16 protein-coding genes and 1 tRNA gene are annotated in these 24,614 nt (G+C 47.8%); all 17 read right to left on the reverse strand.

The features are described 5' to 3' along the window. Positions 1-81 precede the first annotated feature (81 nt). The 17 genes from M2133_RS13420 to M2133_RS13500 all read right to left on the reverse strand — a co-directional run bounded on the left by M2133_RS13420 (position 82) and on the right by M2133_RS13500 (position 24,459). Positions 82-152, reverse strand: a tRNA-Cys gene (locus tag M2133_RS13420). Positions 153-382: 230 nt separating this feature from the next. Beyond that, complete coding sequence (locus M2133_RS13425) at positions 383-1,624, reverse strand: hypothetical protein (protein WP_277466693.1); 1,242 nt, start codon at positions 1,622-1,624, stop codon at positions 383-385. A 907-nt stretch (positions 1,625-2,531) separates the two neighbouring features. Beyond that, complete coding sequence (locus tag M2133_RS13430) at positions 2,532-3,233, reverse strand: helix-turn-helix domain-containing protein (RefSeq protein ID WP_277466694.1); 702 nt, start codon at positions 3,231-3,233, stop codon at positions 2,532-2,534. A 327-nt stretch (positions 3,234-3,560) separates the two neighbouring features. Beyond that, positions 3,561-6,764, reverse strand: coding sequence for a GLUG motif-containing protein (locus M2133_RS13435; protein ID WP_277466695.1), 3,204 nt, complete (start codon positions 6,762-6,764; stop codon positions 3,561-3,563). A gap of 926 nt (positions 6,765-7,690) precedes the next feature. After that, positions 7,691-8,881: an AraC family transcriptional regulator gene (locus tag M2133_RS13440; protein ID WP_277466696.1), complete on the reverse strand. Its 1,191-nt coding sequence runs from the start codon at positions 8,879-8,881 to the stop codon at positions 7,691-7,693. Continuing rightward, entirely contained in the window at positions 8,875-9,918 is a 1,044-nt protein-coding gene (locus M2133_RS13445; RefSeq protein WP_277466697.1) for a helix-turn-helix transcriptional regulator, read from the reverse strand. Before M2133_RS13445 ends, M2133_RS13440 begins: the two co-directional genes overlap by 7 nt. Then, entirely contained in the window at positions 9,915-10,691 is a 777-nt protein-coding gene (locus tag M2133_RS13450) for a hypothetical protein (RefSeq protein WP_277466698.1), read from the reverse strand. The genes M2133_RS13445 and M2133_RS13450 overlap by 4 nt, the downstream gene beginning before the upstream one ends. A 193-nt stretch (positions 10,692-10,884) precedes the next feature. Next, positions 10,885-12,561 (reverse strand): sodium:solute symporter, encoded by a 1,677-nt coding sequence (locus M2133_RS13455; protein ID WP_277466699.1) that lies wholly within the window; start codon positions 12,559-12,561, stop codon positions 10,885-10,887. 35 nt (positions 12,562-12,596) lie between these two features. Then, positions 12,597-13,031, reverse strand: coding sequence for a ribose 5-phosphate isomerase B (rpiB, locus tag M2133_RS13460; protein ID WP_277466700.1), 435 nt, complete (start codon positions 13,029-13,031; stop codon positions 12,597-12,599). Then, complete coding sequence (locus tag M2133_RS13465) at positions 13,028-15,058, reverse strand: transketolase (protein ID WP_277466701.1); 2,031 nt, start codon at positions 15,056-15,058, stop codon at positions 13,028-13,030. Before M2133_RS13465 ends, rpiB begins: the two co-directional genes overlap by 4 nt. A 51-nt stretch (positions 15,059-15,109) precedes the next feature. Beyond that, positions 15,110-16,786 (reverse strand): ribulokinase, encoded by a 1,677-nt coding sequence (locus tag M2133_RS13470; protein WP_277466702.1) that lies wholly within the window; start codon positions 16,784-16,786, stop codon positions 15,110-15,112. A gap of 2 nt (positions 16,787-16,788) precedes the next feature. After that, positions 16,789-18,297 carry an L-arabinose isomerase gene (gene araA / locus M2133_RS13475; protein ID WP_277466703.1) on the reverse strand — a complete coding sequence of 503 codons (1,509 nt, stop codon included), beginning with the start codon at positions 18,295-18,297 and terminating at the stop codon, positions 16,789-16,791. Between the two features lie 239 nt (positions 18,298-18,536). After that, positions 18,537-19,220, reverse strand: coding sequence for an L-ribulose-5-phosphate 4-epimerase (araD, locus tag M2133_RS13480; RefSeq protein ID WP_277466704.1), 684 nt, complete (start codon positions 19,218-19,220; stop codon positions 18,537-18,539). A 514-nt stretch (positions 19,221-19,734) separates the two neighbouring features. After that, positions 19,735-20,427 carry an NUDIX domain-containing protein gene (locus M2133_RS13485; RefSeq protein ID WP_277466705.1) on the reverse strand — a complete coding sequence of 231 codons (693 nt, stop codon included), beginning with the start codon at positions 20,425-20,427 and terminating at the stop codon, positions 19,735-19,737. Between the two features lie 276 nt (positions 20,428-20,703). After that, positions 20,704-21,834 (reverse strand): galactokinase, encoded by a 1,131-nt coding sequence (gene galK, locus M2133_RS13490; RefSeq protein ID WP_277466706.1) that lies wholly within the window; start codon positions 21,832-21,834, stop codon positions 20,704-20,706. 176 nt (positions 21,835-22,010) lie between these two features. Beyond that, complete coding sequence (locus M2133_RS13495; protein ID WP_277466707.1) at positions 22,011-23,324, reverse strand: MFS transporter; 1,314 nt, start codon at positions 23,322-23,324, stop codon at positions 22,011-22,013. Positions 23,325-23,370: 46 nt separating this feature from the next. Beyond that, a complete protein-coding gene (locus M2133_RS13500; protein WP_277466708.1) occupies positions 23,371-24,459 on the reverse strand; it encodes an aldose epimerase family protein in 1,089 nt (362 codons plus the stop codon). Positions 24,460-24,614: the final 155 nt, after the last annotated feature.

Genomic DNA, 24,614 nt, shown 5'->3' on the forward strand with positions numbered 1-24,614 from the left:
TTTTTATCCCTTTTTTTATCCCTAAAACGAAAAATCCCCCGAAGAAGCCTTATAAATAGAGGCTTTCGAGAGATTTTTTTGAGGTTCCTGGCGGATTCGAACCGCCGTAGACGGTTTTGCAGACCGGTGCCTAGCCACTCGGCCAAGGAACCATTTGCGTTTTGCGAGTGCAAAGTAAGGGAATTTATTTCGATTGCGCAAGTCTTTGCGGGTTTTTTATATTTATAAAGAAAAAAGGGAATAAGCGAAAAAGAGGAGTAAACATAGGGTTTACTCCTCTTCTTCGTTAGCTAAGAAATCTTCTGACTTCTATCTTCTGACTTCTGATTTCTATCTTCTGTCTTCTGATTTCTATCTTCTGTCTTCGGCTTTTGCCAAAGGCTTAGCGCACGACGATCTTCTGTACTTCGCGGCCTACCCGGACGATATAAACGCCAGGAGTCAGGGCGATGGATTCAGTGCCGTTTACGGTGCGGGCGAAAGCTTGCTTACCGGTCAGGTTGTAGACCTGCACGGCCTGCATTTGGGTTGTTTCAACAACCAAGGTGCCGCTCAGGCTGTAAACGCGGCAGGTTGTGATCGGTTGGATACCGACAGTTCCCGTTTCTACACGTACCACGATCGGGCCGGTTACCTCATCGATCGTCACGGTATAAGTAGTCGAACGCAGCGGATCCGGTTCAACCAACTGATCATTCACATAAACATTGATCGTTTCCGAATCGATCGTATCGTCCAGTATCATTTTGAAGGTATACGGTTGGCCGTATTCAGCCGTTCCTTCGCCTTCGAACATAATGCCATCAACGGTCGGGAAGCTTACGCTATAGGCTTTGAGATACAATTCTACACTATAATCTTTCTCAATCGGGTTGAGGATATAAGTAGAATAGCCGGTTTCATTCTTTGTATATTCCGTCTCTACGCCATCAATCAACAGTAGTACTTCGCCCTCTTCAGTTTCCGGAAGGAATTGCAGGAAGAGGTGACCATCTTCTTCGATTTGCAGGTTACCGCTGGTATAGTCAAGCAGTTCAATGCCTGCACCAACTTTCAATGCTACTGTATAGGTCGTAGTAACGGTATATACTTTATCCTTTAGATCGGCCAGTTTATCACCATCCAGATTCGTACCTTCGCTACTAAAATCGGTGATCTGACCGTCTGCGACACCTTCGGTGGAGATATTTGCTAAGCTTCCAGTACCACTAATATCCAAGCTGGTAAGGGAAGAACAACCGTCCAGATAAAGATCTTCAAGGGATGTATTACCTGAAACATTCACCTTCTCAAGGGAGGTGAGGCCGGCAACATTCAATCCGGTCAACGCTGTATTATCCGAATAGTCGAGTTCTTTTAAGGTTGTGTTGCCACTAAGATCGGCCTGTGACGTAAAGTTATTATTCGACAAGTTTAAGACTTCTAATGCTTCTAATACTTTAGTTTCACCTTCACCTACTGTTCCATTCAACTGCGGAATATGAGCATCATCTAATCCATTATTAGACAGATTAAGTACTTTCAGTTTTGCATTTTCACTCAAATCCAATACTCTACTCGACTGTCCCAAAAGGTTATTCGAATAATCCAGATACAACAACTCCGTATTCGTTTTTAGATCCATAGGTTCGTTAATCTCATTATCAGACAAATCTAATTTTGTCACATTGGGCATACCGGCTAAATAGATTGAAGTTATACCCTGTCCGGAGCAATCCAGTTCCAATATGCTATATTCACCAGAAACACGAATAACAATCGTAGCGGTAGCTTCCACTGCATTCTCATAAGTATGTTGTAATTTAATTATACTGCCCTTATAAGTTCCACCCTCACTTTCGTCAGCCCAATTCACCGTAATTTCAGCATCGGCTGAACTAGTCACCAAAGAGATTTCTTTCACATCACCAGCATTAACATTCCAATTAAGAGCAATCAGATCCGCCGCCAAAACCTTCATCCCACTTCCTGCCACAAGCATAAGCAGGATCAATCCTAAACTTTGTAAATTTTTCTTCATAAACAATACACTTTAATAAATTAATAATAAAAAGTTAATATAGAATAAGTAATTCCATCCATAAACGTAAAATTTCTACACACCTTATAATTCAACACGCGAAAGTAAACGATTGTTTTGAAGACAGGGTGTTTTTTTGTAAAAAACTTTGAATAACTTTTCAATCCGGGAAAGAACCAACAATCCTAAGCACTTGATAAAAACAATATAAAGTCAATTAGAACAATAAGATAGATGATTTTTTAAAAAAAATATGACTTAGCTTCATTGTCCTATAAGTCGTTAATTTGCAATAGATAAAAAAATATTCAATTCGTTCACGATTAGGTCGTTTTTCAAAGAAAGGCAGTACTTCATAACCTATCATTTAGTGAGGTAGCATCAAAGTTCAGAAATCAGGAGATTTGTAGATGAGCGGAAACCCCCCAAAATAGCCTCCGAACAGGGTTTTTCAAAGGGCTGCCGGGCTTGAGTAGTCAAGGTAGCAAAGTAGTCAAGGTAGCCAAGGTAGTCAAAGGATACTTTTCTGATACTGTCGGAAGGTGGTGCCGGTGTATTGCTTGAAGGTGCGGCTGAAGGCGGAGGGGTGGGTGAAGCCGGTTTGGGCGGCGAGTTCTTCCTGGTTTAGTTCCGGGTGTTGATGCATCAGCTCTTGGGCGTGTTCGATGCGTAGGCGATTGATAAATTCCGAGAAGCCGCATTGGTATTCTTCGCGTACCAATGCGCTGATATAGGTTCGGTTCGTTTGCAAGCGTTTGGCTATTTCTTCCCGGTTGAGGTTTTTTTTGAGATAGATCTTTTCTTGGTATATCAGTCGGTCGAATTCCATCGGCAGGGTGGTTTCCGTCGGTTTGTTTTCTTCTTTCCGTCGGATCATTTGTTCGTAGGGGAGGAGGTGCGCCGCTTCGTATGCTTGCCGGGCATCGGCCAGTGGCCATTCCAGGGTGCAGCTCAGGTAGCCTGATAGGTAAAAGATAATGGTCAACGGCAGTGAAAACCATAGGATTTGCCCCATTTTCCATTCTTTTATCGGGTTCGTTTCGCCGCTTTCGGTGATCAGGCAAAGCCCGGTAAGAAGCAGTATGCCCAGTAGCGCCAGCAGAACGGCCGAGATATGCTGCATCCACAGATTTCTTTTCCACCGGCACGCCAGGGTGACCGACCAGAGCAGGGCGGTGCAAGAAGGGAGGAATAGGGCGATTTCTTTAATCACGGGACTGATTGTTAATTATGAATTGCTTTACGCTTTATTAAGCGATCTTCGATTGTTAATTGTGGACTATCTTGGCTCCCCTTCTTAGCTCCCACCACCCCGTCACGCCTTTGGCGTGCCACCCCTCCTCGGGCAGGAGGGGAATTGAGGGGGACCGCTGCTTGCAGCGGTGGGGCAGTTTGAATGCTTAACTAATGATAAATACCTATTTCATTTTAATTTAGGATCAAACTACCCCACCATCGCCTCCGGCTCTGGTCCACCCCCTTCTTTTCTAAGAAGGGGAGCCAGGAATGTTCACTGTGTATTCTAATTAATCATTAATAATTAACCCTTAATCATTACTTTCCACGTCTGCGTTCCGGCTTTTACCAGATAGATACCCGGTTTCAACGTAATGGTCTTTGATCCACAAACTCCACGAAGTGACACCACGTTCTGGCCAGTGATTGAGTAAACCGCCACATCCACGGCAGAGCCGGAATTGATAATTGATAATTGATCATTGATAATGGAAAGCGTGATGTCGCCTTCAGCGATATGCGCATTGCCCGTTGTTCCGCCGGTTCCTTCGATCACCACCACAATCGAGGTAATCACCTTATCGATCGTATAGGAAAGTACCGTTGCACGCAGGGCTTCCGGTTCCACTTCAATCCCATTAGCAAAGACATGCACATCCGCCGGGTCGATCGCATCGTCGAGCGTCAGGGTGAACGTAAACTTCTCGCCATAGGGAACGGTATGTACACCGGCGCCCACATTGATTTCAACGCCTTCCACTTCGGGCAGGGTCACGGTATATGCCTTCATGGCGATCAGGATCGTATGGTCTCCACTGACCGGATTGAGGATATACGAGAAGTATTTGTCTGTGCCAAAGTCCGTAAATTCCGTTTCCACGCCATCCACCAAAAAGAGGATATCAGCGGCTGTTGCCGTTGTGGCTTCGGGCAGGAACTGCAGGTGCAGGTGTCCGCCCTCTTCAATCTGATGCGTTCCGGCGGTGATGCCGTACAGGTCGATACCCGCGGCTACTTCCAGGGTGATGGTGTGGTAAGTGGCATCGGATGCTTTTAATGGGTTGGGAACATTCGGTTGAACGATACCTTCCAACAGGTCCTCAAGCTTCGGCATGAAAGCGTCGGTGGCGTCGATATTCCAGACTTCGGCAGACCAATCATACTCACTATTATCGCCACTGCTGACTAATGGTTTGCTGTCCATTAAACCATCCCATAATAAACCATTTTTTTGATTCGGATCGTTATCTGAACCGCTATCATACAGATCAGCATTCATGCCTTTAACCCAGGAATAAACCTCAGTTATTCTACTCTCTTCAAATAGAGTTCCACATACAAAACCGATTTCCCCTTCACCTCCTGTCAGCTTTTCGGATAAAGACAAAGAAAATCCAATACCTGCATTGTCTAAAAATCCTACAATACCTCCGGTAGAGCTGTTCGCTGACGTTCCTCCGGTGATATCCGCGTAAGAATAACAAAATGCAATCATCATATTTGTAGTATATCCTGCTATTCCGCCTGTATATACTTTTGTATCAGCCTCTACTACAATATTTCCCACATTATAACTATTGATGATATTGCTGTTTGAGCCAGCAGCCCCAACCAATCCTCCAACATTTTGAATCTCAGTTGCTCCTTTTGTAGTGATTTCCCCCTGATTGAAGCAACGGTCTACTGCTCCTTTTGCTGAGACCCCAATCAAACCGCCAACATAAGAAGATTTACTCATTTCATCAGATATAACCTTTGCGTTATTGCTGCATAAGCTTATATTATTCTCTACATTATTATTGAGATAGCCTATAAGTCCTCCTGTATTGACTTCTGAATCATCAACTGTTAGAACAGATGCATATATAGTTCCACTAATTACATGACAATTTTCTATCGTTGAGTTATACATAAAAGCAACTAATGCTCCGGTTGCTATTCTCTTATTATCATCAGGAACTACCACAGGGTCGTTATTCTTTTCGATTAAAACATCTTTCAATATCAAGTCTTTTATGGTTGCTCCATCTAGTTCTCCGAATAATCCTCTAAAATAGTACGGATTATCTTCCGAGATCTTTAAGTTTGAAATCGTATGCCCATTCCCGTTAAAAGTCCCGTTGAAAGCGACATTATTGATACCTATCGGTGTCCAATCCGTCACGTCTTTAAGGTCGATATCAGCCACTAATTCGACTGTCTTTCCGTCATAATTGTCATTATTATTAACTGCTTCCCTGAATGCTTCCAGTTGGGCAGGGGTAGAAATCAAAAGGTTTTTTAATATCCCTTGTTCTTCCCCAAATCCTATGAGTGCGGGCATTGAGGCGTCTTTCGAATCAAAGTGCCAGACTTCAGTATCCCAGTTGCCATCAGAGAAAGGCTGGTCGAAAGTCGAACCTGACCATAATTCCCCATTGAGATCGTTACCGTAATTATCTGTTATTTCACCTTTGATCCAGGCGTAGTTATTTCTTAAGGTACTACCTGTCTTTAGTTTACCAGCAATAAAATGAGTGTTATTCTCGTTTCCGGTCAGGTTGTTAGAAAAGCAGAGACTGTTTGAAATAGAACCTCCATTAACATCCCCAACCAAGCCTCCGGTAGAATAACTATCTTCTGATATACCTCCAATGATATCCGCGTAGGAATAGCAGTTTGTAATTGTACTACTACCCGAAATGGTTCCGGCTATGCCACCTGTATTCATTTTCTTTGAAGTTTCACTAACAGTGACCTGGCCGATATTATAGCTATTGGTGATCTCAGCGGAATTACTGGCTTCCCCAACCAACCCTCCAATATTTTGAGTACGCTTTGCTCCTTCTCCGGTTACTATCCCCTGGTTAAAACAACGGTCTACCGTTCCTCCGGTTAGGTATCCAATCAAACCGCCAATAAGAGATTTTTCTGGAGCTATCCCCTCTTTTATGACCTTTGCATTATTGCTGCATAAAAGTATTTTTCCCCCCGAGAAATACCCCATGAGGCCTCCTGTACAGGCTTGGCGGTCTGTTGGATCAGACTCATATATAGTGCCACTTAGTACATGACAATTCTCTATCGTTGAGTTTTTCTCCGACGAACCAACTAATGCTCCGGTCCATGGAGTACCTTGTGCGGAGGCCTTTTTGGCAATAGAAACATCTTCCAATATTACTCCATTTATGGTTGCCCCCTCTATCCATCCGAATAACCCTCTGTAAAAGCTCGTATTAGCTGCAAGGATCGTTAAGTTTGAGATCGTTTTATTATTTCCGTTAAAAGTACCTTTGAAAGGATGGCTTAAATTACCTATTGGTGTCCAATCATCCACGGTTTCCAGGCTGATATTGCCTTTTAATTCAACGACAATGTCTTGTCCATCATAAGTACCGCTATTCAATGCATCCCTAAACTCTGTCAATCCATCGGGGGTTGAGATATTGATAGTCGTTTTCTCCGCCGATAGGCTTGTCCCTAATGCCATATACACTATGGCCATAAGATAAAGTAATGTTCTTCTCATGTTTTTTTGTTGTTTTTAATGTGTTTATGAAATCTATATATTAATGTATCGTAAAAACGGCTCTCAACGGTTGGTGCAAAGGTAGGGTGTGTCGTGCGCGCCTTGATTAACAGTCGGGGAATAATTACTTAACAAATCCGCAGAAACACTTAACAAATCGGCAAAATCACTTAACAAATCGGCAAAATAGTCCTTTTTTCGCCCCAAAGAAGGTTATTTTAACTCTTTCAATCTGTCCACCGGCGAGCTTTTGATTTTCGGGAGGTTTTCTTCGGTAGTTGGTAGTTAGTAGTTAGTAGTTGGTAGGCGCGGAGCGGTAAATGGAAGAGAATTTGAAGATCAATTGTCTGAATCAGGATTATCAGGATTGAATAAATGGGCAGGATTAAAGCCTGTGACACTCGCTTCGCTCGCCTCTAATCTTGTAAATATATTCAATCCTGATAATCCTGATTCAGACAATGGAATCTTCACATTTCACAAGATTTGAAACCTCCCACACCCCCCCTTTTTCAAACTACCGGTACTTTGCGCGCAAACTACTAATATTTTGTCGTCAAACTACCGGTAGTTTGCGCATCAACTACCGGTAGTTTTTTTGGGGAAGCCTACACATAAAAGTTTTACACCCCCCTTTCACCTTTCACCCGGTTGTCAGATCCCTGTATTGATCAGCGTTTTGGGTGAAGGATGGAGGCTTCCCGAAAAAGGCCGCCGGAGTTTTATAAAAGGCCGGCAGGGTTTTATAAAAGGCCGCCGGCCTTTTATAAAACTCCGGCGGCTTTTTTGGGGAAGGTCTGTCGTTTTTTTAAGTATGCCTTTACCCTTCACCCAAAACGCTGATCAATACAGGGATCTCGATGAAGGGTGAAAGGTGAAGACCTGACTAAAAACTTTTATGTGGTAAACTACCGGTAGTTATTTTGCTAAACCCTGTTTTTTTGTTTTTGCATCCATTCTTTAAAGGGCATGCCTTCGTATTGGCGGAAGGTGCGGCAGAAGGCGGAGGTCTGGGAGAAGCCGCATTGGTCGGACAATTCGTCGACGGTGAGTGTCGGGTTGTTTAAGGCTTGCTTTTTGGCGTAGGCGATGCGGTGGCGGTTGATAAACTCCCAGAAGCTGCAGTGGTATTCTTCTTTGAGGATGCGGGAGATATATTTGCGGTTGGTGCCCACGCGCCCGGCCAATTCGTCGAGGTGGAGCTGCTTTTGCAGGAAGAGCCGGTCTTCCTCTATCACTTTTTGCAGGAGGGGGATAAACTTCCGGTAGCTGTTCGTTTTGTTTTCCGGCTCACCGTCGAAGTCGTACGCCGGCTGCGCATTGCGTGTCAGTTCGCGGTCGAAGCTCTCGGCGGTGTAGTGCGAGAGGGAGATATGGTAACAGATATAAAAAAGAATGATACCGATGGAGGCGGTAATGACAGCGATCCGGTTGTCGTAGGTCACATATTGCAGGTAGCCCGTTATCGCGGTGATGAAAGTCAGTAACAACAAGGCCAGGAGCCCCCATACGGCCGCCTGATGGTGTTCGATATCTTTGTCGTCGGTATCGGAGAAGAAATCGTTCAACCGGTGGCGGAAACCCAAGACCCCGCGGAAAGCGTAAACCAATACCCATACCCCTTGTATCCCGATAAAGAGCGAGTACAGGTATTCGTTGGCGACAAAGAGGATCCGGTCGTAGACTGAGCCATTCAGCCAGAGACTGTCCGGGTTTTCCGCTACCCGGCGGGCATAGGCGGTTGCCTGTTCTTCGCCCATAATGAGGTAAACGACCAGTGACAGACCGCCCAGGAGGATAGGGGGGAGAAACAGGAGTATGTTTTTCAGGTTGGTCCATCGCCTGCGATCGCCGGTCACTTCCCTGAAATAGCGGAAGATAAAAGGCATAAAAGAGAGGGTAGCCAGGTTGTCCAATATATCCAGTTTGTAGTAGAGGCTGTAGTTCCCGTTGTGGTTCCAGAAGAACGCCATCACGCCCATCGACACGGCGATGCATACCAATGCGAGGGTCCAGATATTCTGGGTATGGGAATTGCGTTTCCGGTTCAACAGAAACAACGCCAGCCAGAAAACCGACACCAGGCTGGGGAGCAGTATGGTAATGTGTTTCAGCATTTCACCTCCTTAACCCATTCTTTAAAAGTCATACCGATATATTGCTTAAACGCGCGGCTGAAGGCGGAGGCGTGGCTGAAGCCGCATTGGGTGGCGAGCTGTTCCTGGGTGAGGTCGGGATGGGTGCGCATCAGTTCCCGGGCGTGTTCGATGCGCCGGCGGTTGATGTATTCGGAAAGGCCGCAGCCGTATTCTTCTTTCAGTAGGCGGTAGATATAGTTGCGGTTGCTGCCCGTCAGGCGCACGAGCTCTTCCATATGCAGGTTGGGCTGTAGGAAGAGCTGTTCTTCGTCCATCAGCCGTTGGAATTCGGGCAGGATCCTGGCCGAGGGGCTGAGGGGATCCGGCGTATCGGCCGGCAGTCCGATCAGTGAGAACCGGTAGCTCAGGAAGAAAAGGGCGCAAGCCCAACCGATCCAGGCAACCATCGCTACCCCGTAGATATACTGCACTAACACTTCCCAGGCCAGGATCAATAGGGCAAAGAGTAGGGCACAGGCGAGGAAGGGGCGCAATAGGCTATTCCAGGCGTAGATCAAGGTGATATTTGCCATCCCGATCAACACCATACGATAGATATAGATATATACGATATAATAGGTGAGGTAGAGGGGACCGGCACTGATCTTGTCCCACATCAACGGTTGCAACCATTCCCGTGGATAAATGCCCATCGCCTCTTGGCCGATCAGGAGATAGAGGGCGGACAAACCGCAAGCGATCACCCCACCGGGCAGAAACACCCACAACGCTTTCCTTTTCGGCAGGGGTTTACCCACCAGGGTATCGGCCAACGGAAACAGACAGGCATAGAACGTCAGGAAACAGAAGACTTCCAGGATCTCTGCGGCATAGTACGTGTTTCCGGCAGCGAACGTGGTCAATAGGAATGCCCGGATCAGTGAACCCCCTCCCGCGAAGAACAAGACCACCGTCGCTACCTTAGCCGGCAAGGTCAACCGTCGCCAGCGACACAGGAAAATGACGATCCAGAAGAAGCAACAGAGTGCGGGAAAGAATATGAAGAGTTGTGTCATATCGGTCGGGCGTTAGGGGTTGGCTTCTCTAAGAAATACACATGATAGCCCAGAAAGAAAAACAAGATACCTTGCAAGGCGAACAATACCGGGAAAGGAATATAGTTCTCTATACTGTAAAGGAAATCTCCCATCAGAAAGCATAACATGCCAACCAATAAGATGGATAGGCCAAATAGTATCGCCCAGCTCTGTCGCCGGGATGAGTTGGGTGCCGGGGGGAAGAAGTCTTTGCGTTTATCCCGGTAAGCGACCACCCGCACAAGGATAAGGATCAATAAGAGATTGATGAGTAACAGACCGGTCAGGATACCGATCAGGCTGCCCAGGTAATAATGAACCGTCAATAGGAAAGACATATCCTCGGGGGGCATCCAGTTGTTTGCGGTCAATGCATTCATAAAAGCCTCCAGCTCTTCCTTGCCGATGATAAAGATCAGGGCATTGTTGACGGTCCCGTGCGCTACAGCCGGGGCAAGTATCAGGTAGTGTTTCCAGTTGAACGGCCGGTGGTCGATCAGTGAAAAATAGAAGAGATACAATACGCAATAGAAGCCCAGGTTGGTAAACGAGATCACCATGCCCGTATAGGAATGCACTTCAAGCCCAGGTGTATATAATCTCATCCAGTAAAAAGCATTGATTGCCGCCAGGAATGAGGCCACAGCCCAGATGTTCTGTGTCCGCAGGTTTTTCTTCCAGCGGATAGAGAGAGTGATTGCCCAAAAGAAACAAACGAGGCAGGGGAACGATAGAGCCAATTTTTGCAACATGAAATGTTTACCTTAATACTTCTGTGAACGGAATAACAAAGGTACGTAAAACATCAGGAATGTGCAAAGCGAAAAAGAGGTGAAGGTTTCTGAACTCTGATTCTACTGATTAAATGATTTACTATGAAGCTGAATATATCTCACTTACAAACTCATAGACTATCATTTAATCAGTATAATCCAAGTTCAGACTTTACCAGAAATAATAATAGAACGCGCCGGTAATGCCCAGGATGATGCAGGTATGGACGATATCCCATTTGTTCCAGCTGGCACGGGTCTCCGCTTTCTGCTCTGCCGTGGCGGTGCCGAATACCAATCCCTGGATCTTATCTGCCGTGGGGGCAGGGGTGAAGAGGCTGACAGCCACTACCACTACAAGGCAGAACAGGAACATCCATCCGCAGAAGAACAGCCAGTTGGTATCGTAGAAGATATTCTTGAATAAGGAGTCGCCACCGCCGAAATTGCTGTAGTACACATTGGCGCCCAAGCGGGTCAGACCGATCACCAAGCCGGAGATCAAACCCCACATACCCCCCTGGGCGGATGTCCGTTTCCAGGTGATACCCAAAAGGAAGGCGGCGGCAATACCCGGAGCCAGGACGGATTGAACGTCTTGCAGGTAAGCATACAACACATCACCCACCGTACGCATAATCGGGATCCACAGGATACCCAGGATCACGATCACCACCGTAGCTGCCTGGCCGATAGCCACCAGTTTCTTCTCCGGTGTTTCCGGTTTGAAACGTTTATAGAAGTCGATCGTGAACAACATCGCCGAAGAGTTGAACAGCGAAGCCAATGAACTCATCAACGCGGCCAGGATACCACAGACCACCAGCCCCTTTACACCCGCCGGAAGCAATTTGGCTACCAGGGTCGGGAAGGCGGCATCGGCGTTATGCATGCCATTCTCCATCAACGGCAGGAAAGCGCCGGTCTTCTGGTGGATCGCAAAAGCAATCATACCCGGGATCAGGAACAGGAATACGGGAAGCAGCTTCAGGTAAGCACCGAAGATCGTACCCCGGCGTGCTTCTTTCTGGTTCTTTCCCGACAATACACGTTGCACGATAAACTGGTCGGTACACCAATACCAGAACCCGATAATCGACGAACCGATCAGCGCTCCCAGCCAGGGGAAGTTCGGGTCGCGGTTGTCGCGGATCAGGTTGATCATCGAGTCGCCATAGTCATTCACGGAGGTAGCCCCGGCAATGCGCACGACTTCTTCCCAGCCACCCACTTCTTTCAAACCGAGCACCAGGATAATCAATGAACCCAGCAACAGGATCGGGGTTTGCAGTACCGAGGTGTAAAGCACGGATTTCATACCTCCGAAGATGGTGTAGGCTGCTGTGATCAATACCAGACCAATGGCGGCGATCCAGAAGAAATCAATGCCCCAGAGTTCTTTGATACCGAATACCTGTTGGAACACCAAACCGCCGGCATAGACCGTAACGGCGACCTTGGTCAGTACATAACTGATCAGCGAGATCACCGAAAGGATCGTACGGGATTGCGGATTATAACGGCGTTCGAGGAACTCCGGCATGGTATAGGCCATACTGCGCGAATAGAAAGGAACGAATACCCAGCCGAGGATCAGGATCATCCAGCCCTGGATCTCCCAGTGGGCCATAGCCATACCGCTTGAAGCGCCGGCGCCGGCCAGCCCAATCAGGTGTTCCGAACCGATATTGGAAGCAAAGATAGACGCTCCGATCGCAATCCATCCCGCGTCGCGACCACCCAGGAAGTAGTCACCCGAGTTTTCTTGTTTTTGTTTGAGAACATATACAATGATCCCGATGAGAGCTATAGCGAATAGCCCTATGACGATAAAATCTAATGTTGCCATATTCGTGTTTTTTCATGAACTCTGCCGCCTTGTGTTTACGGCAGAGGGATTTTTTCAATTCTTTTCTGATGTCGACCTCCTTCAAAGGATGTTTGAAGGAAAACGTCGACTGCCTTTGTAGTTTCTTCTTCACTGATGAAGCGACCGGGGAGGACCAAGACGTTTGCGTCGTTGTGTTGACGCGATAACTTGGCTATATCCGCATTCCAACAGAGTGCGGCACGAACTCCCTGGTGCTTGTTTAAGGTCATGCTGATGCCGACGCCCGATCCGCAGACGGCAATTCCCGGATAGACTTCGCCCCGTTCGACGGCATACGCCAAAGGGTGGGCTACATCGGGGTAATCGCATGGCTCGGGTGAGTAGGTGCCGAAATCTTTATACGGCAATCCTCTCTCTTCCAATAAATGTCTGACGAATTCTTTGATCTCGAATCCGGCGTGGTCGCTGCATAAACCTATAGTGTTCATTTCCCTAAGTATTGTTTCACCTGTGTGTACACATTCTCTCCTGTAAAGCCCAGTTTCTCGTCGAGCACCTTGTAGGGCGCGGAGAAACCGAAAGACTCCAATCCCCAGACTTTGCCATGGTCGCCAGCCAATCCCTGCAAGGTAACAGGCAAACCGGCTGTCAAGCCAAAGATCTTACTGCCGGAAGGGATAACCGCTTCCTGGTAAGCTTTGGACTGTGAACGGAACAGCCCTTCGGAAGGAACGGAGACGATCCGTACGCGGATACCGTCTTTGCGAAGCAATGCGGCACCTTCGACCAATGTAGCCACTTCAGAACCTGAAGCAAGCAAGGTGATATCGGCGTTCGCGTCTTCTTCGACAATGTAGGCGCCTTTCTCTGCCTGTAACGCTTCCTGGTAACGGCTTTCTTGGGCCGGCAGGTCGGTGATATTCTGGCGGGAAAGGATCAGTCCGGTAGGCGTAGTGGTGTTCTCCATCGCCATCTTCCAGGCAACAGAGGTTTCCATCACGTCGGCAGGACGAAGCACCAACATGGAGTTGTGTCCTTTATGGTTTTTCAGTTTTTCCATCAGGCGAATCTGTACTTCCTGCTCCACGGGCTCGTGGGTCGGTCCGTCTTCTCCGACACGGAAGGCATCGTGCGACCAGATGAACTTCAATGGTTGCTCCATCAACGCGGCCATTCGTACGACCGGTTTCATATAATCGGAGAACACAAAGAACGTTCCGCAGGCGGCAATCACCCCTCCGTGCAGACACATACCCAGACAGATCGAAGCCATCGTCAGCTCGGATACACCGGCCTGGAAGAAGGCACCGCTGAAATCACCTTTGGTGAGGGCGTGTGTCTTTTTCAGGAAACCGTCGGTCTTGTCCGAATTGGACAGGTCGGCAGAGGCACAGATCATATTTTCTACTTGAGAGGCTAATACGCCCAATACGGTGGCAGAGGCGGCACGGGTAGCCTGGTTCGGCTTTTGTTCGATAGCGGCCCAGTCGATAGCGGGTGCCTCGCCTGAGAACCATTTCGTCATCTTCGCCGCCATCTCCGGATGAGCTTTCGCCCATTCGGCTTTCGCCGCGTAACGTTCGGCTACGATCGCTTCGAGCTCTTTCGCCCGGTTGGCATACATCTCGGCTACATCGGGGAAGATCGTGAATGGATTCTCCGGATCACCGCCCAGGTTGGCGATCGTGGCTTTCATGCAGGCGCCGGCAGCCGTCAGGGGTTGTCCGTGAGTGGATACCTTATTCTCGTACGAGCTTTGATCTTCCGCCATCGCACCTTTACCCATGATCGTGTTTCCGATGATCAGGGTCGGGCGTGCCGTTTCCGCTTTCGCTTCGTTGAGCGCCCGGCGTATTTCGTTTGCATCGTTTCCGTTGATGGTAATCACTTTCCAGCCCCAGGCTTCATATTTCATGGCTACATCTTCGCACGTCACCTCTTCTACGGTGGTAGAAAGCTGGACGTTGTTTGCATCATAAAACATGATCAGGTTGTCTAATCCCAACGTACCGGCAATGCGTCCGGCCCCTTGTGAGATCTCTTCCTGGATTCCTCCGTCGGAGATATAAGCGTAGATGGTTTGATTCATCTGCTCTCCCAGGCGGGCTTTGAGGAACTTGGCAGCGATGGCAGCTCCGACAGCCATGGTGTGGCCTTGACCTAACGGGCCGGAGGTGTTTTCAATACCTCGCATCACGTCCAGTTCGGGATGGCCCGGAGTAGGGCTTCCCCATTGGCGGAATTGTGCCAGTTCATCCATCGTGAACTTACCACAGAACGACAGTACGGCATAGAGCATCGTAGACATATGCCCCGGATCCAGAAAGAAACGGTCGCGTCCTTCCCATTTGGGGTTCTTCGGATCGAAGATAAGGAACTCTGAGTACAGCACATTCACAAAGTCAGCACCGCCCATTGCGCCTCCCGGGTGTCCGGATTTAGCTTTTTCTACCATTGATGCAGCCAGGATACGGATGTTATCCGCGGCTCTGTTCATAAGTCTAATGTCGTTCATAGCCATGATGTATTGAAATTTTGCGCAAAGATAGCGCTTTTATTCCATTCTTCATATTCTTAATTTCTCTTCGGTAAACTTACCCAGGATCTGGTATTGCTTGTAAAGCTCTTTATACACCAGATGGTTTGTCTCGTTAGGGAAATACTCATGGGCAAAGCCTTGTCCCATAGCTTTCTGCGCGTCTTCTACTTTTTCGTATACACCGGCAGCCACCGCCGCGAACATCGAGGCACCGAAGGCACAGGCTTGTTCGGCTTTGGCTATTTTGATCGGCATATTCAAAACGTCGGAGAGGGTTTGCATCACGAAAGGTGATTTCAGCGCGATACCACCAATACCGATTACACTGTCGATCTCGATACCGTTCTCCAGGAAGCGGTCGATGATGGCTTTCGAACCGAAGGCGGTCGCTTCGACCAACGCGCGGAAGATCAGCGGGGCGGAACTGGCTAAGTTCAATCCGGTGATCGAACCTTTCACCACCTGGTTTGCGTCAGGGGTGCGCCGGCCGTTCATCCAGTCGATGGCAAGGATCGTACTCTCACCGACCGGCACTTTGGCCGCTTCTTCCGAGAGGACGGGGATGATTTGATCGGCGGTTTCTTTGATGAGTTTTACTTTTGTTTCCTCGTCGATCAAAGAAGTCTTCGCTAAGATCGATTCCAATGGCCATTCCAGTACGCGCTTGAACCAGGCGTAGACATCGCCAAAAGCGGATTGTCCGGCTTCCAAACCAATCATGCCGGGGATCACCGATCCGTCGACCTGTCCGCAGATACCGGGTATCAGCTTGTCGGCCATCTCTTCATACGAAGACACCTTGATGTCGCAGGTAGAGGTGCCGATCACTCGAACGAGTGTTTTCGGCGTGATCTCGGCGCCAACCGCTCCCATATGGCAGTCGAACGCACCAACGGCTACGGCAACTGTTTCAGGCAATCCCAACAGATGCGCCCATTCTTTGGTCAGGGTACCTACTTTGACATCGCTGGTGTACGTCTTTGTGAAGAGGCGCTCACGGAATCCGGCTAACAGAGGATCGAGTGTCGAGAGAAATTCTTCGCTCGGCAGTCCGTCCCATTTCTCCATCCACATGGCTTTATGGCCGGCAGCACAACGACTACGGTAGACCTCTTCCGGTTTGACTATGCCGGTCAGGATCGCCGGCAGCCAATCGCAATGCTCGATCCAGGCGTACGCTTTCTCGCGGATGCTCTCGTCTACGCGCAATACATGCAACATCTTTGCCCACACCCATTCGGAAGAATAGATGCCGCCTTCGTAAGCTGTATAATCGGTTTCCCACCGGCGGGCGAGCGCGTTGATCTCGTCGGCCTCTTGGATAGCCGTATGGTCTTTCCAAAGCACGAACATCGCGTTGGGGTTTTCGGCAAACTCAGGCAAGAGCGCCAGGGGCGTTCCGTTTTTATCCGTAAGCACAGGCGTGCTTCCGGTGGTGTCGAAAGCGATACCGACCACGTTTTCTGCCGTTCCGGCCGGGCATTTGGCTAACGATTCCTTGATGGTTGTTTCCAGGCTCTCAATATAATCCAATGGATGCTGACGATATTGGTTTTTCAGCGGATCACAGTATTTGCCTTCCATCCAACGGGGGTAGTATTTAACGGCTGATGCCAGTTCTTCCCCGGTTGAAGCATTGACAACTACGGCGCGACATGAGTCGCTACCGTAGTCCAATCCAATTACAAATCTATCTATACTCATAATTAAGCTTGCAATGCGCGGTTCAACATATAATAGATCTCGTTGATGCGGAGATCTCTCTTGAAGCTGTCGATGGTGGTGTTTTCGTCGATCACCAGGATCTCGATACCGGCAATCTCCGCGTAGTCCTGCCAGTATTCAGCGGTCAGGTCGTAAGAGAAAGCGGAGTGATGCGTGCCTCCTGCCATGATCCAGGCACCGGCGCCAATCTCGAAATTCGGACGCGGGATCCACAGGGCGGAAGCGACCGGCAGTTTGGGCAGCGGTTTGCTTTGGATACAATCCACTTTGTTGACGATCAGGCGGAAGCGGTTGCCCATATCCACAATGGTCGAAGCCGTTCCTTCGCCTTCTTTGGAGGTGAATACCAGACGGGCCGGATCGTTCTTGCCACCGATACCCAGTGGGTGTACTTCCAAGCGGGGTTTTTGCTTCGCGATCATCGGCGATATCTCCAGCATGTGCGCCTGAAGGATGGCGCTGTTTTCTCCGTCGAAGTTCAAGGTGTAGTCTTCCAGGAAAGAGCAACCTTTCGGCAGGCCTTGTCCCATCACATACATGGTGCGGCAAAGGGCTGCGGTTTTCCAGTCGCCTTCGGCGCCGAAGCCGTATCCTTCCGCCATCAGGCGTTGGCAAGCCAGGCCGGGAAGCTGGTCGATCCCGTCGAGGTTATCGAAGTGGGTCGTGAACGCTTTCGCGCCGGTTTCTTTCAACAGGCGGCGAAGGGCGATCTCGGCAATCGCCGCGTGGCGCACTTGTCCGGCGAAGTGGGCGTTATCCCATGCGCCGGGTGCGATCTCATATTCTTTTTTGTAGGTGTCGATCAGGGCGTTGATCTCGGCATCGGTCACATCGTTCTGGTAATCGCGCAACTGGGCGATATTACAGAAATCAACGTGGTAGCCTAAACGCATCTCGGCTTCAACCTTGTCGCCATCGGTCACGGCTACGTTATTCATCTGATCACCCAGGCGGATCAAACGCATATCCTGTGCGTCAGCCCAGGCAGCGGCTACCCGTTGCCAGACGGCGATTTTCTGTTGTGCTTTCTCGTCTTGCCAGTGGCCTACCACGACCTTGCACGGCTTGCGCATGCGGGAGATGATATGTCCGAATTCCCGGTCGCCATGTGCCGACTGGTTCAGGTTCATAAAGTCCATATCCATGGTATTCCAGGGAATCTCTTTATTGAACTGGGTGTGGAAGTGGAGTAGGGGTTTTTTGTAATCTTTCAAACCGTGAATCCACATCTTTGCCGGCGAGAAGGTATGCATCCAAGTGATCACACCCACGCATTTCTCGTCGTTATTCGCTGCGCGGAAGATCGCAGATACTTCCGCGTTCGAGTTGGCGGTCCCTTTATACACGACCTTGATCGGTAAGTTACCGGAGTTGTTCAATCCCTTAACCATTTCATTCGAGTGCCCGTCCACCTGAACGACGGCATCCCCTCCGTACAAGAGCTGTGCCCCTGTGACGAACCATACTTCTAAATCTTTGAAATAATCCATTCTTTCTTAATTGTTAATTATTAATTGTTAATTGTTAATTGTTAATTGCTTTACGCCTTCGGCTAAGCGATTTCCGCTTCGCTCCAATTCTTAATTCTTAATTGCTTTACGCCTTCGGCTAAGCGATTTCCGCTTCGCTCCAATTCTTAATTCTTAATTGTTAATTGTTAATTGCTTTACGCCTTCGGCTAAGCGATTTTCGCTTCGCTCCAATTCTTAATTGTTAATTCTTAATTGCTTTACTGCCCATAATAAGCCCCCGGCCCATGCTTCCGGTAAAAATGCTTAGTGATCAGCTCCTTATTCATCTGAAGCCCGGGATTGATCAACTGGGAGATAAACGCCATCTTGGCGACCTGCTCCATCACCACCGCGTTATGTACCGCATCATCCGCATCCTTTCCCCAACTGAACGGCCCATGATTATTCACCAATACCCCGGGAATAAAGACCGGATTAATCTCCTTGAAACGTTCAACGATCACATGGCCCGTTTCTTTTTCGTATTCACCTTCGATCTCCTGCCGGGTCATTTGGCGGGTACAAGGAATGGCCGCGTTGAAATAGTCGGCATGGGTGGTTCCGATATTCGGAATATCCCTGCCGGCCTGTGCCCATGAAGTGGCAAATGTGGAATGAGTATGCACAATCCCGCCGATTTCCGGGAAAGCATGATACAAAACCAGATGCGTGGCCGTATCCGAAGAGGGCTTGAACGTGCCTTCCACGATATTCCCCTCCAGATCCAATACGACCATATCCGACGCCTTCATCTCTTCGTATGAAACGCCGGAAGGCTTGATCACCACTAATCCTTTTTCGCGATCGATCGCACTGACATTGCCCCAGGTAAAGATTACCAGATCATGTTTGACCAAATCCAGATTCGCTTTGAATACCTTTTCTTTTAATTCCTCTACCATAACTTAACTCTATCTCTGTTAAAAATAACTGATTCACTGTGAAATAATCGCCAATAAGTGGAGTGTTTTCTACTTGATTCGCTTGTGGGTGTGAAATTAACACTTTATCCCGTTCTCTTGCTGTAACTATTATATGTTATAAAGCAGGATTACGAAACTTCTCTGTTTTTAACGTGAGTTAAGAAACGAAGAACAGTAAGGAATATTTCTTCTTTTTGCTGGGACTATTTGTTTGTTGATAACCGTCAACACATTTGTTGACAATTGTCAACAAGTGAATAGTCCCAACAGTAGGCTGAAATACAGCTGCGTATAAGCTTCTCGTTTTTTGCCTCAAATAGAAGAGGGGCGCACGTCTGAGGACACGTGCCGAAATTCATCATGTCGTGTGATTAACAAAAAATGCAGCATGGGTAGACCCGATGCTGCATTTTAAAATTGTATATTATATAATGAAAGAAATAGTATGGAAATAGTATGGGAATACTATGGGAATAGTATGGGAATACTATGGTCAGAGGCTAAAATAAAAGCCTTGCTCCAGGAGGTGGTCGTACTTTTCTTTATTAAACATATAATAGAAAGCGCCGCGTTTGGAGTTTTTCTTGTCTTTCTCGTCCAGTTTTTCCAGGATATCCATGGCGTTAAGTTTTTTACGGAAGTTACGCTTGTCGAGTGGTGTTTGATAGATAGCTTCATACAAGCATTGCAGTTGCGGCAGCGTGAATTTCTCGGGCAGGAGGTTGAATCCGATCGGGCGGGTTGCCGCTTTGCGTTTCAGGCGCGAAAGAGCGTCGTGTAACATTTTGTTATGGTCGAAGATCAGGGTCGGTACTTCGGTCACCTTGGTCCATTTGGCATTGTATTGTTCCAATAGTTCTTGGGAGAAATCATTCATATTGACCAAAGCGTAATAGGCAGCGGAGATCACACGTTCGCCATAATCGCGGGTGACTTCTCCGTAGGCGCCAATCTGTTCCATGAAGATATTATCGATGCCGGTGCAGTCGGTCAATACACGTGTTGCCGCTTCGTCCAAACCTTCTTCCGACCGGACAAAGCCCCCCATAAGCGACCATTCTCCTTTCATCGGTTCGAAATTACGTTTGTAGAGTAATACATTAAGCTCATTGTTGTTGAAACCTAAGATAATACAGTCTACAGCAACATAGAATTTGACTTGTTCTTGATAAAACGCAGCTGACATGATATGTTTATTTTTTAGTAGTTAGTAGATAGAAAATGAGGATGTCTCAAGCCGTATAAGTAAGCAAAGCCCGAAGGGCTTTAATGTTGATAACCCCGGGTGTAAACCCGGGGTGAATGACTTCCCACTCAAAGCAACCCCGAAGCGGGTTGAACCCACTTCGGGGTTCAAGGAGAGGGAGGTGATTCTTTACCCCGGGTTTGCACCCGGGGTTATCTACATTTTACCCCATTCGGGGTAATCGCTTACCAAAGGACGCAGAGGCTTTTGATACAATTAGGCTAATTGACGGGCTCCGTCGCTGATCACGACCGGATACATCTTCGGTTCGAATCCGAATTTTGCTTTATACTCGGCAAATGCTTTCTGGATGAAGGCATCATACAGTTCGTCTTTCACCAGGTTGATCGTACATCCACCGAAACCGCCACCCATAACACGTGAGCCGGTTACGCCGCAGGCTTTGGCCACGTCGTTGAGGAAGTCGAGCTCTTCGCAGCTTACTTCATACAACTTGCTCATGCCGTGATGTGTTTCATACATCTTTTGGCCTACTGTTTCGTAATCATCTTTTTCCAATGCGTCGCAAACATCGAGTACGCGTTGTTTTTCTTCGATTACATATTTAGCACGCATATAGTCTTCTTCCGTGATTTCCGCTTTTACGCCTTCGAGCATTTCGATCGTTGCATCGCGCAGGAATTCAACATTCAGTTTGGCAGCTACGCGTTCGCAGGATTCCCGGCGTTTGTTGTACGGAGAGTCCACCAATTCGTGTTTAGCCAGTGTGTCGAGCAATACGAGTTTGTAGCCTTTTGGGTTGAACGGGAAATACTTGTATTCCAACGAACGGCAATCCAAACGGATCAGGCTGCCTTTTTTACCGAAGATAGAGGCAAACTGGTCCATGATCCCACATTTCACACCCACGTAGTTGTGTTCGGTGGATTGGCCGATCTTTGCCAGTTCGAACTTATCGATACCCAATTTGAAGAGTTCGTTCAATGCGAAAGCATAGGTGCTTTCCAAAGCTGCAGACGAAGACATTCCGGCACCCAGGGGCACATCACCGGCAAATACGGTATCGAAACCGTGGATCTCTCCACCTCTTTTGATGATCTCGCGGCATACACCGAAGATATATTTCGCCCAACCGGCTGCGGGCAGATCGTTTTCATTCAATCCGAATTCAGCGTAATCGTCCAAATCGACTGAGTATGCGCGTACCTTATCTGTTCCGTTCAATTTGATTTCGGCGATCATACCTTTATCGATCGCGCCAGGGAATACGAAGCCGCCATTGTAGTCGGTGTGTTCGCCGATCAGGTTGATACGGCCCGGAGAGGCGAATACACTGCCTTCCGTGTTGAAGTGTTCTTGAAATTTAGTTCTTATTTTCTGTTGCATAACTGTTAATGTTTTACTGTTTGTACTCTAAAGTAGAGTGTCGAAAATACGTCTTTTCTTTGATTAAACATTGAGACACGAAGCACATAGATCTCTTTTATGATAGCTCTGCGTGGTCTTCGTGTCTCTTTTTTAACTAACTATATTTTCTTTTTGAATATATACCTTCTGTTGGATTAGTCAACTGAAATGTCTTTGTTTACATTTTTGCTACCGATAAGTGCGTAGTACAGCATATAAGCCAGACCGGCGATCGGAACAAGGTAAGAAACCATATAAGTAGAAATATCAGCTACCCAGTTCTGGATCAACGGCAGGATACCCCCACCGACAACCATCATCATAAAGATACCTGAACCGGCTGCAGTATATTTACCCAGTCCTTCAGTTGCCAGGTTGAAGATGCTACCCCACATGATGGAAGTACACAACCCGCAAAGAACGAGCAACAAGGCGCTCAGCGGAACCAATTGCATCGCGAAGCCTGAGCCTGTAAATACCGGCATAGAAACAGTTGTAGTGATCGGTGAAATCATTGCACCTACGATCAGGGCGATACCTAAACCGGAAGCAGACATCAACATCACCTTGCTGGACACTTTACCTCCGATCATACTTCCCAGGAAGCGTCCGCAAAGCATCAGGAACCAGTATGTTCCGGCAACGAAACCGGCAACGGTAGCACCCAAGCCTGCTGCGTTCGGGTCGGCAAGGAAGAAGTTCAATGTACCGGGGATACCTACTTCAACACCTACATAAACGAAGATGGCGATCGTTCCCAATACGAAGTGACGGAAAGCCCAAGGGCTTCTTTCGTACACGATATTGCCTTTCTTCTTGTCGGCATCCGGATCGACGATAGGAACCATAGCCAGGATCAGGAAGGCAACAGCAAATACAGCCATCGCGATATAGAGTACCAGGTTCACGTCGGACATCGCTGTGTCTTTCGTTACTTCACCGATCAATGCACCGACGAACATTGGAGTCAATGTACCGGTCAATGAGTTACATGTTCCACCAATCTGGATCAATTGGTTACCTTTGTTACCCCCGCCACCGAGCAGGTTCAACATCGGGTTAACTACTGTATTGAGCATACAGACAGAGAAACCGGCGATAAATGCACCCAGCAGATAAAGGAAGAAGTTAGCAGGCAGACCGAACAGTTGAGAGTCAACGCCCACTTTTCCGGATAAGAACTGCGTGAATACACCCAGTAAACCAACTGCGATGGCTAATAAAGCAGTTTTCTTGTAACCGATTTTCAATAAAAGTCTACCCGCCGGGATACCCATAAACAGATAAGCGGCAAAGTTCATCATGTTACCCATCATACCGAGGAAGTTCGATCCTTCAATACCCGGTTGGTTTTTCCATATTACTCCGATAGGAGCTGCGAGATTTGTAACAAATGAAATCATCGCAAAAAGGAACATCATCGTGATAATAGCAATGATGCTACCGTTTTGTTGTTTTTGTTGTGTCATAAAATAATGTTTTTAGTTATTAGTAGATAGATTTATTTCTTTGAATTTACTTCTCAATGTTGAAAGAAAATAGGGTGGTGCTTTTGAATATTTCTCCCGGACGCAATACGGTGGTCGGGTATTCCGGTTTGTTCGGACTGTCGGGGAAATGCTGTGTTTCCAGACATAATGCTGCCCGTTCGGGATAACGCTGTCCACTCTTGCCTTCGAAATTGCCGGTCATCCAGTTGCCGGTATACAGTTGTACGCCCGGTTCGGTGGTGAAAAGTTCGAGAACAATGCCTGTTTTGGGCGAAGAACAGCGGGCGCTACGTGTCGCTAAGCCGTCTACTCCTTCTTCCTTATTTAATATATAGGTATGATCGTAGCCTTTGCCGAAGATCAATTGCTCAAAGCTGTCATTGATGCGGGCGCCCACTTCATGCGGCGTGCGGAAATCCATCGGCGTGCCTTCAACCTTTTCTTTCGGGCCGTAAGGAATAGCCGTATTGTCGGTCGGCAGATAATAGTCGGCATTGATTTCCAACAGATGATCGCCGATATACGGATCGCCGGCTCCGGAGAGATTGAAGTAGGAGTGGTTGGTCAGATTGAGTACGGTCGGTTTGTCGGTGGTTGCTTCGTATTGGAGGCACACTTCGTTATCGTCCGAAAGGAAATAACGCAGGGTGGTCTTCAGCGTACCGGGGAAACCTTCTTCGCCGTCGGCGGAGGTGTAGGTCAGGACTACGGTCTGTTCGTCTATTTGCTCCATATCCCAGACTACGGCATTGAAGCCTTTGATCCCGCCATGCAGGTTGTTCGGGCCGTTATTGATGGCCAGTTTATCGTAAACTACCCCGTCTAAGGTGAATTTGCCGTTGGCAATCCGGTTGCCATATCTTCCACAGATCGCACCGAAATAAGGTTCTTCCGATTTCAGATAATCGTCCATGTTTTGATGGCCCGTAACCACGTCCACCATTTTCCCGTTCCGGTCAGGGACCATAAGGGAAACTATTTTAGCACCGTAATTGGTAATTGTGACTTCACAACCTTGTTCATTTGTTAATACACAGAGAGTTGTCTTTTTTCCATCGACGAGCTTCTCGAAATCCTTTATTTGCAAGCCCGACAGGGTATTGTCTTTTTTCATTTACACTATAACTTTATGATCCAAATTGCGTGTAAAAGTACAGACTTCTCGGTATTAAAATTTCAATCAAAATATGTTCTATAGCATGGTTTAACTTTTGTACACGATTAAAATGCTTTTTATCCACCCGAATAGAAAGTTATTAGTGTATATTT

Source organism: Parabacteroides sp. PF5-6, from assembly GCF_029504695.1.
Lineage (GTDB): Bacteria > Bacteroidota > Bacteroidia > Bacteroidales > Tannerellaceae > QVMG01.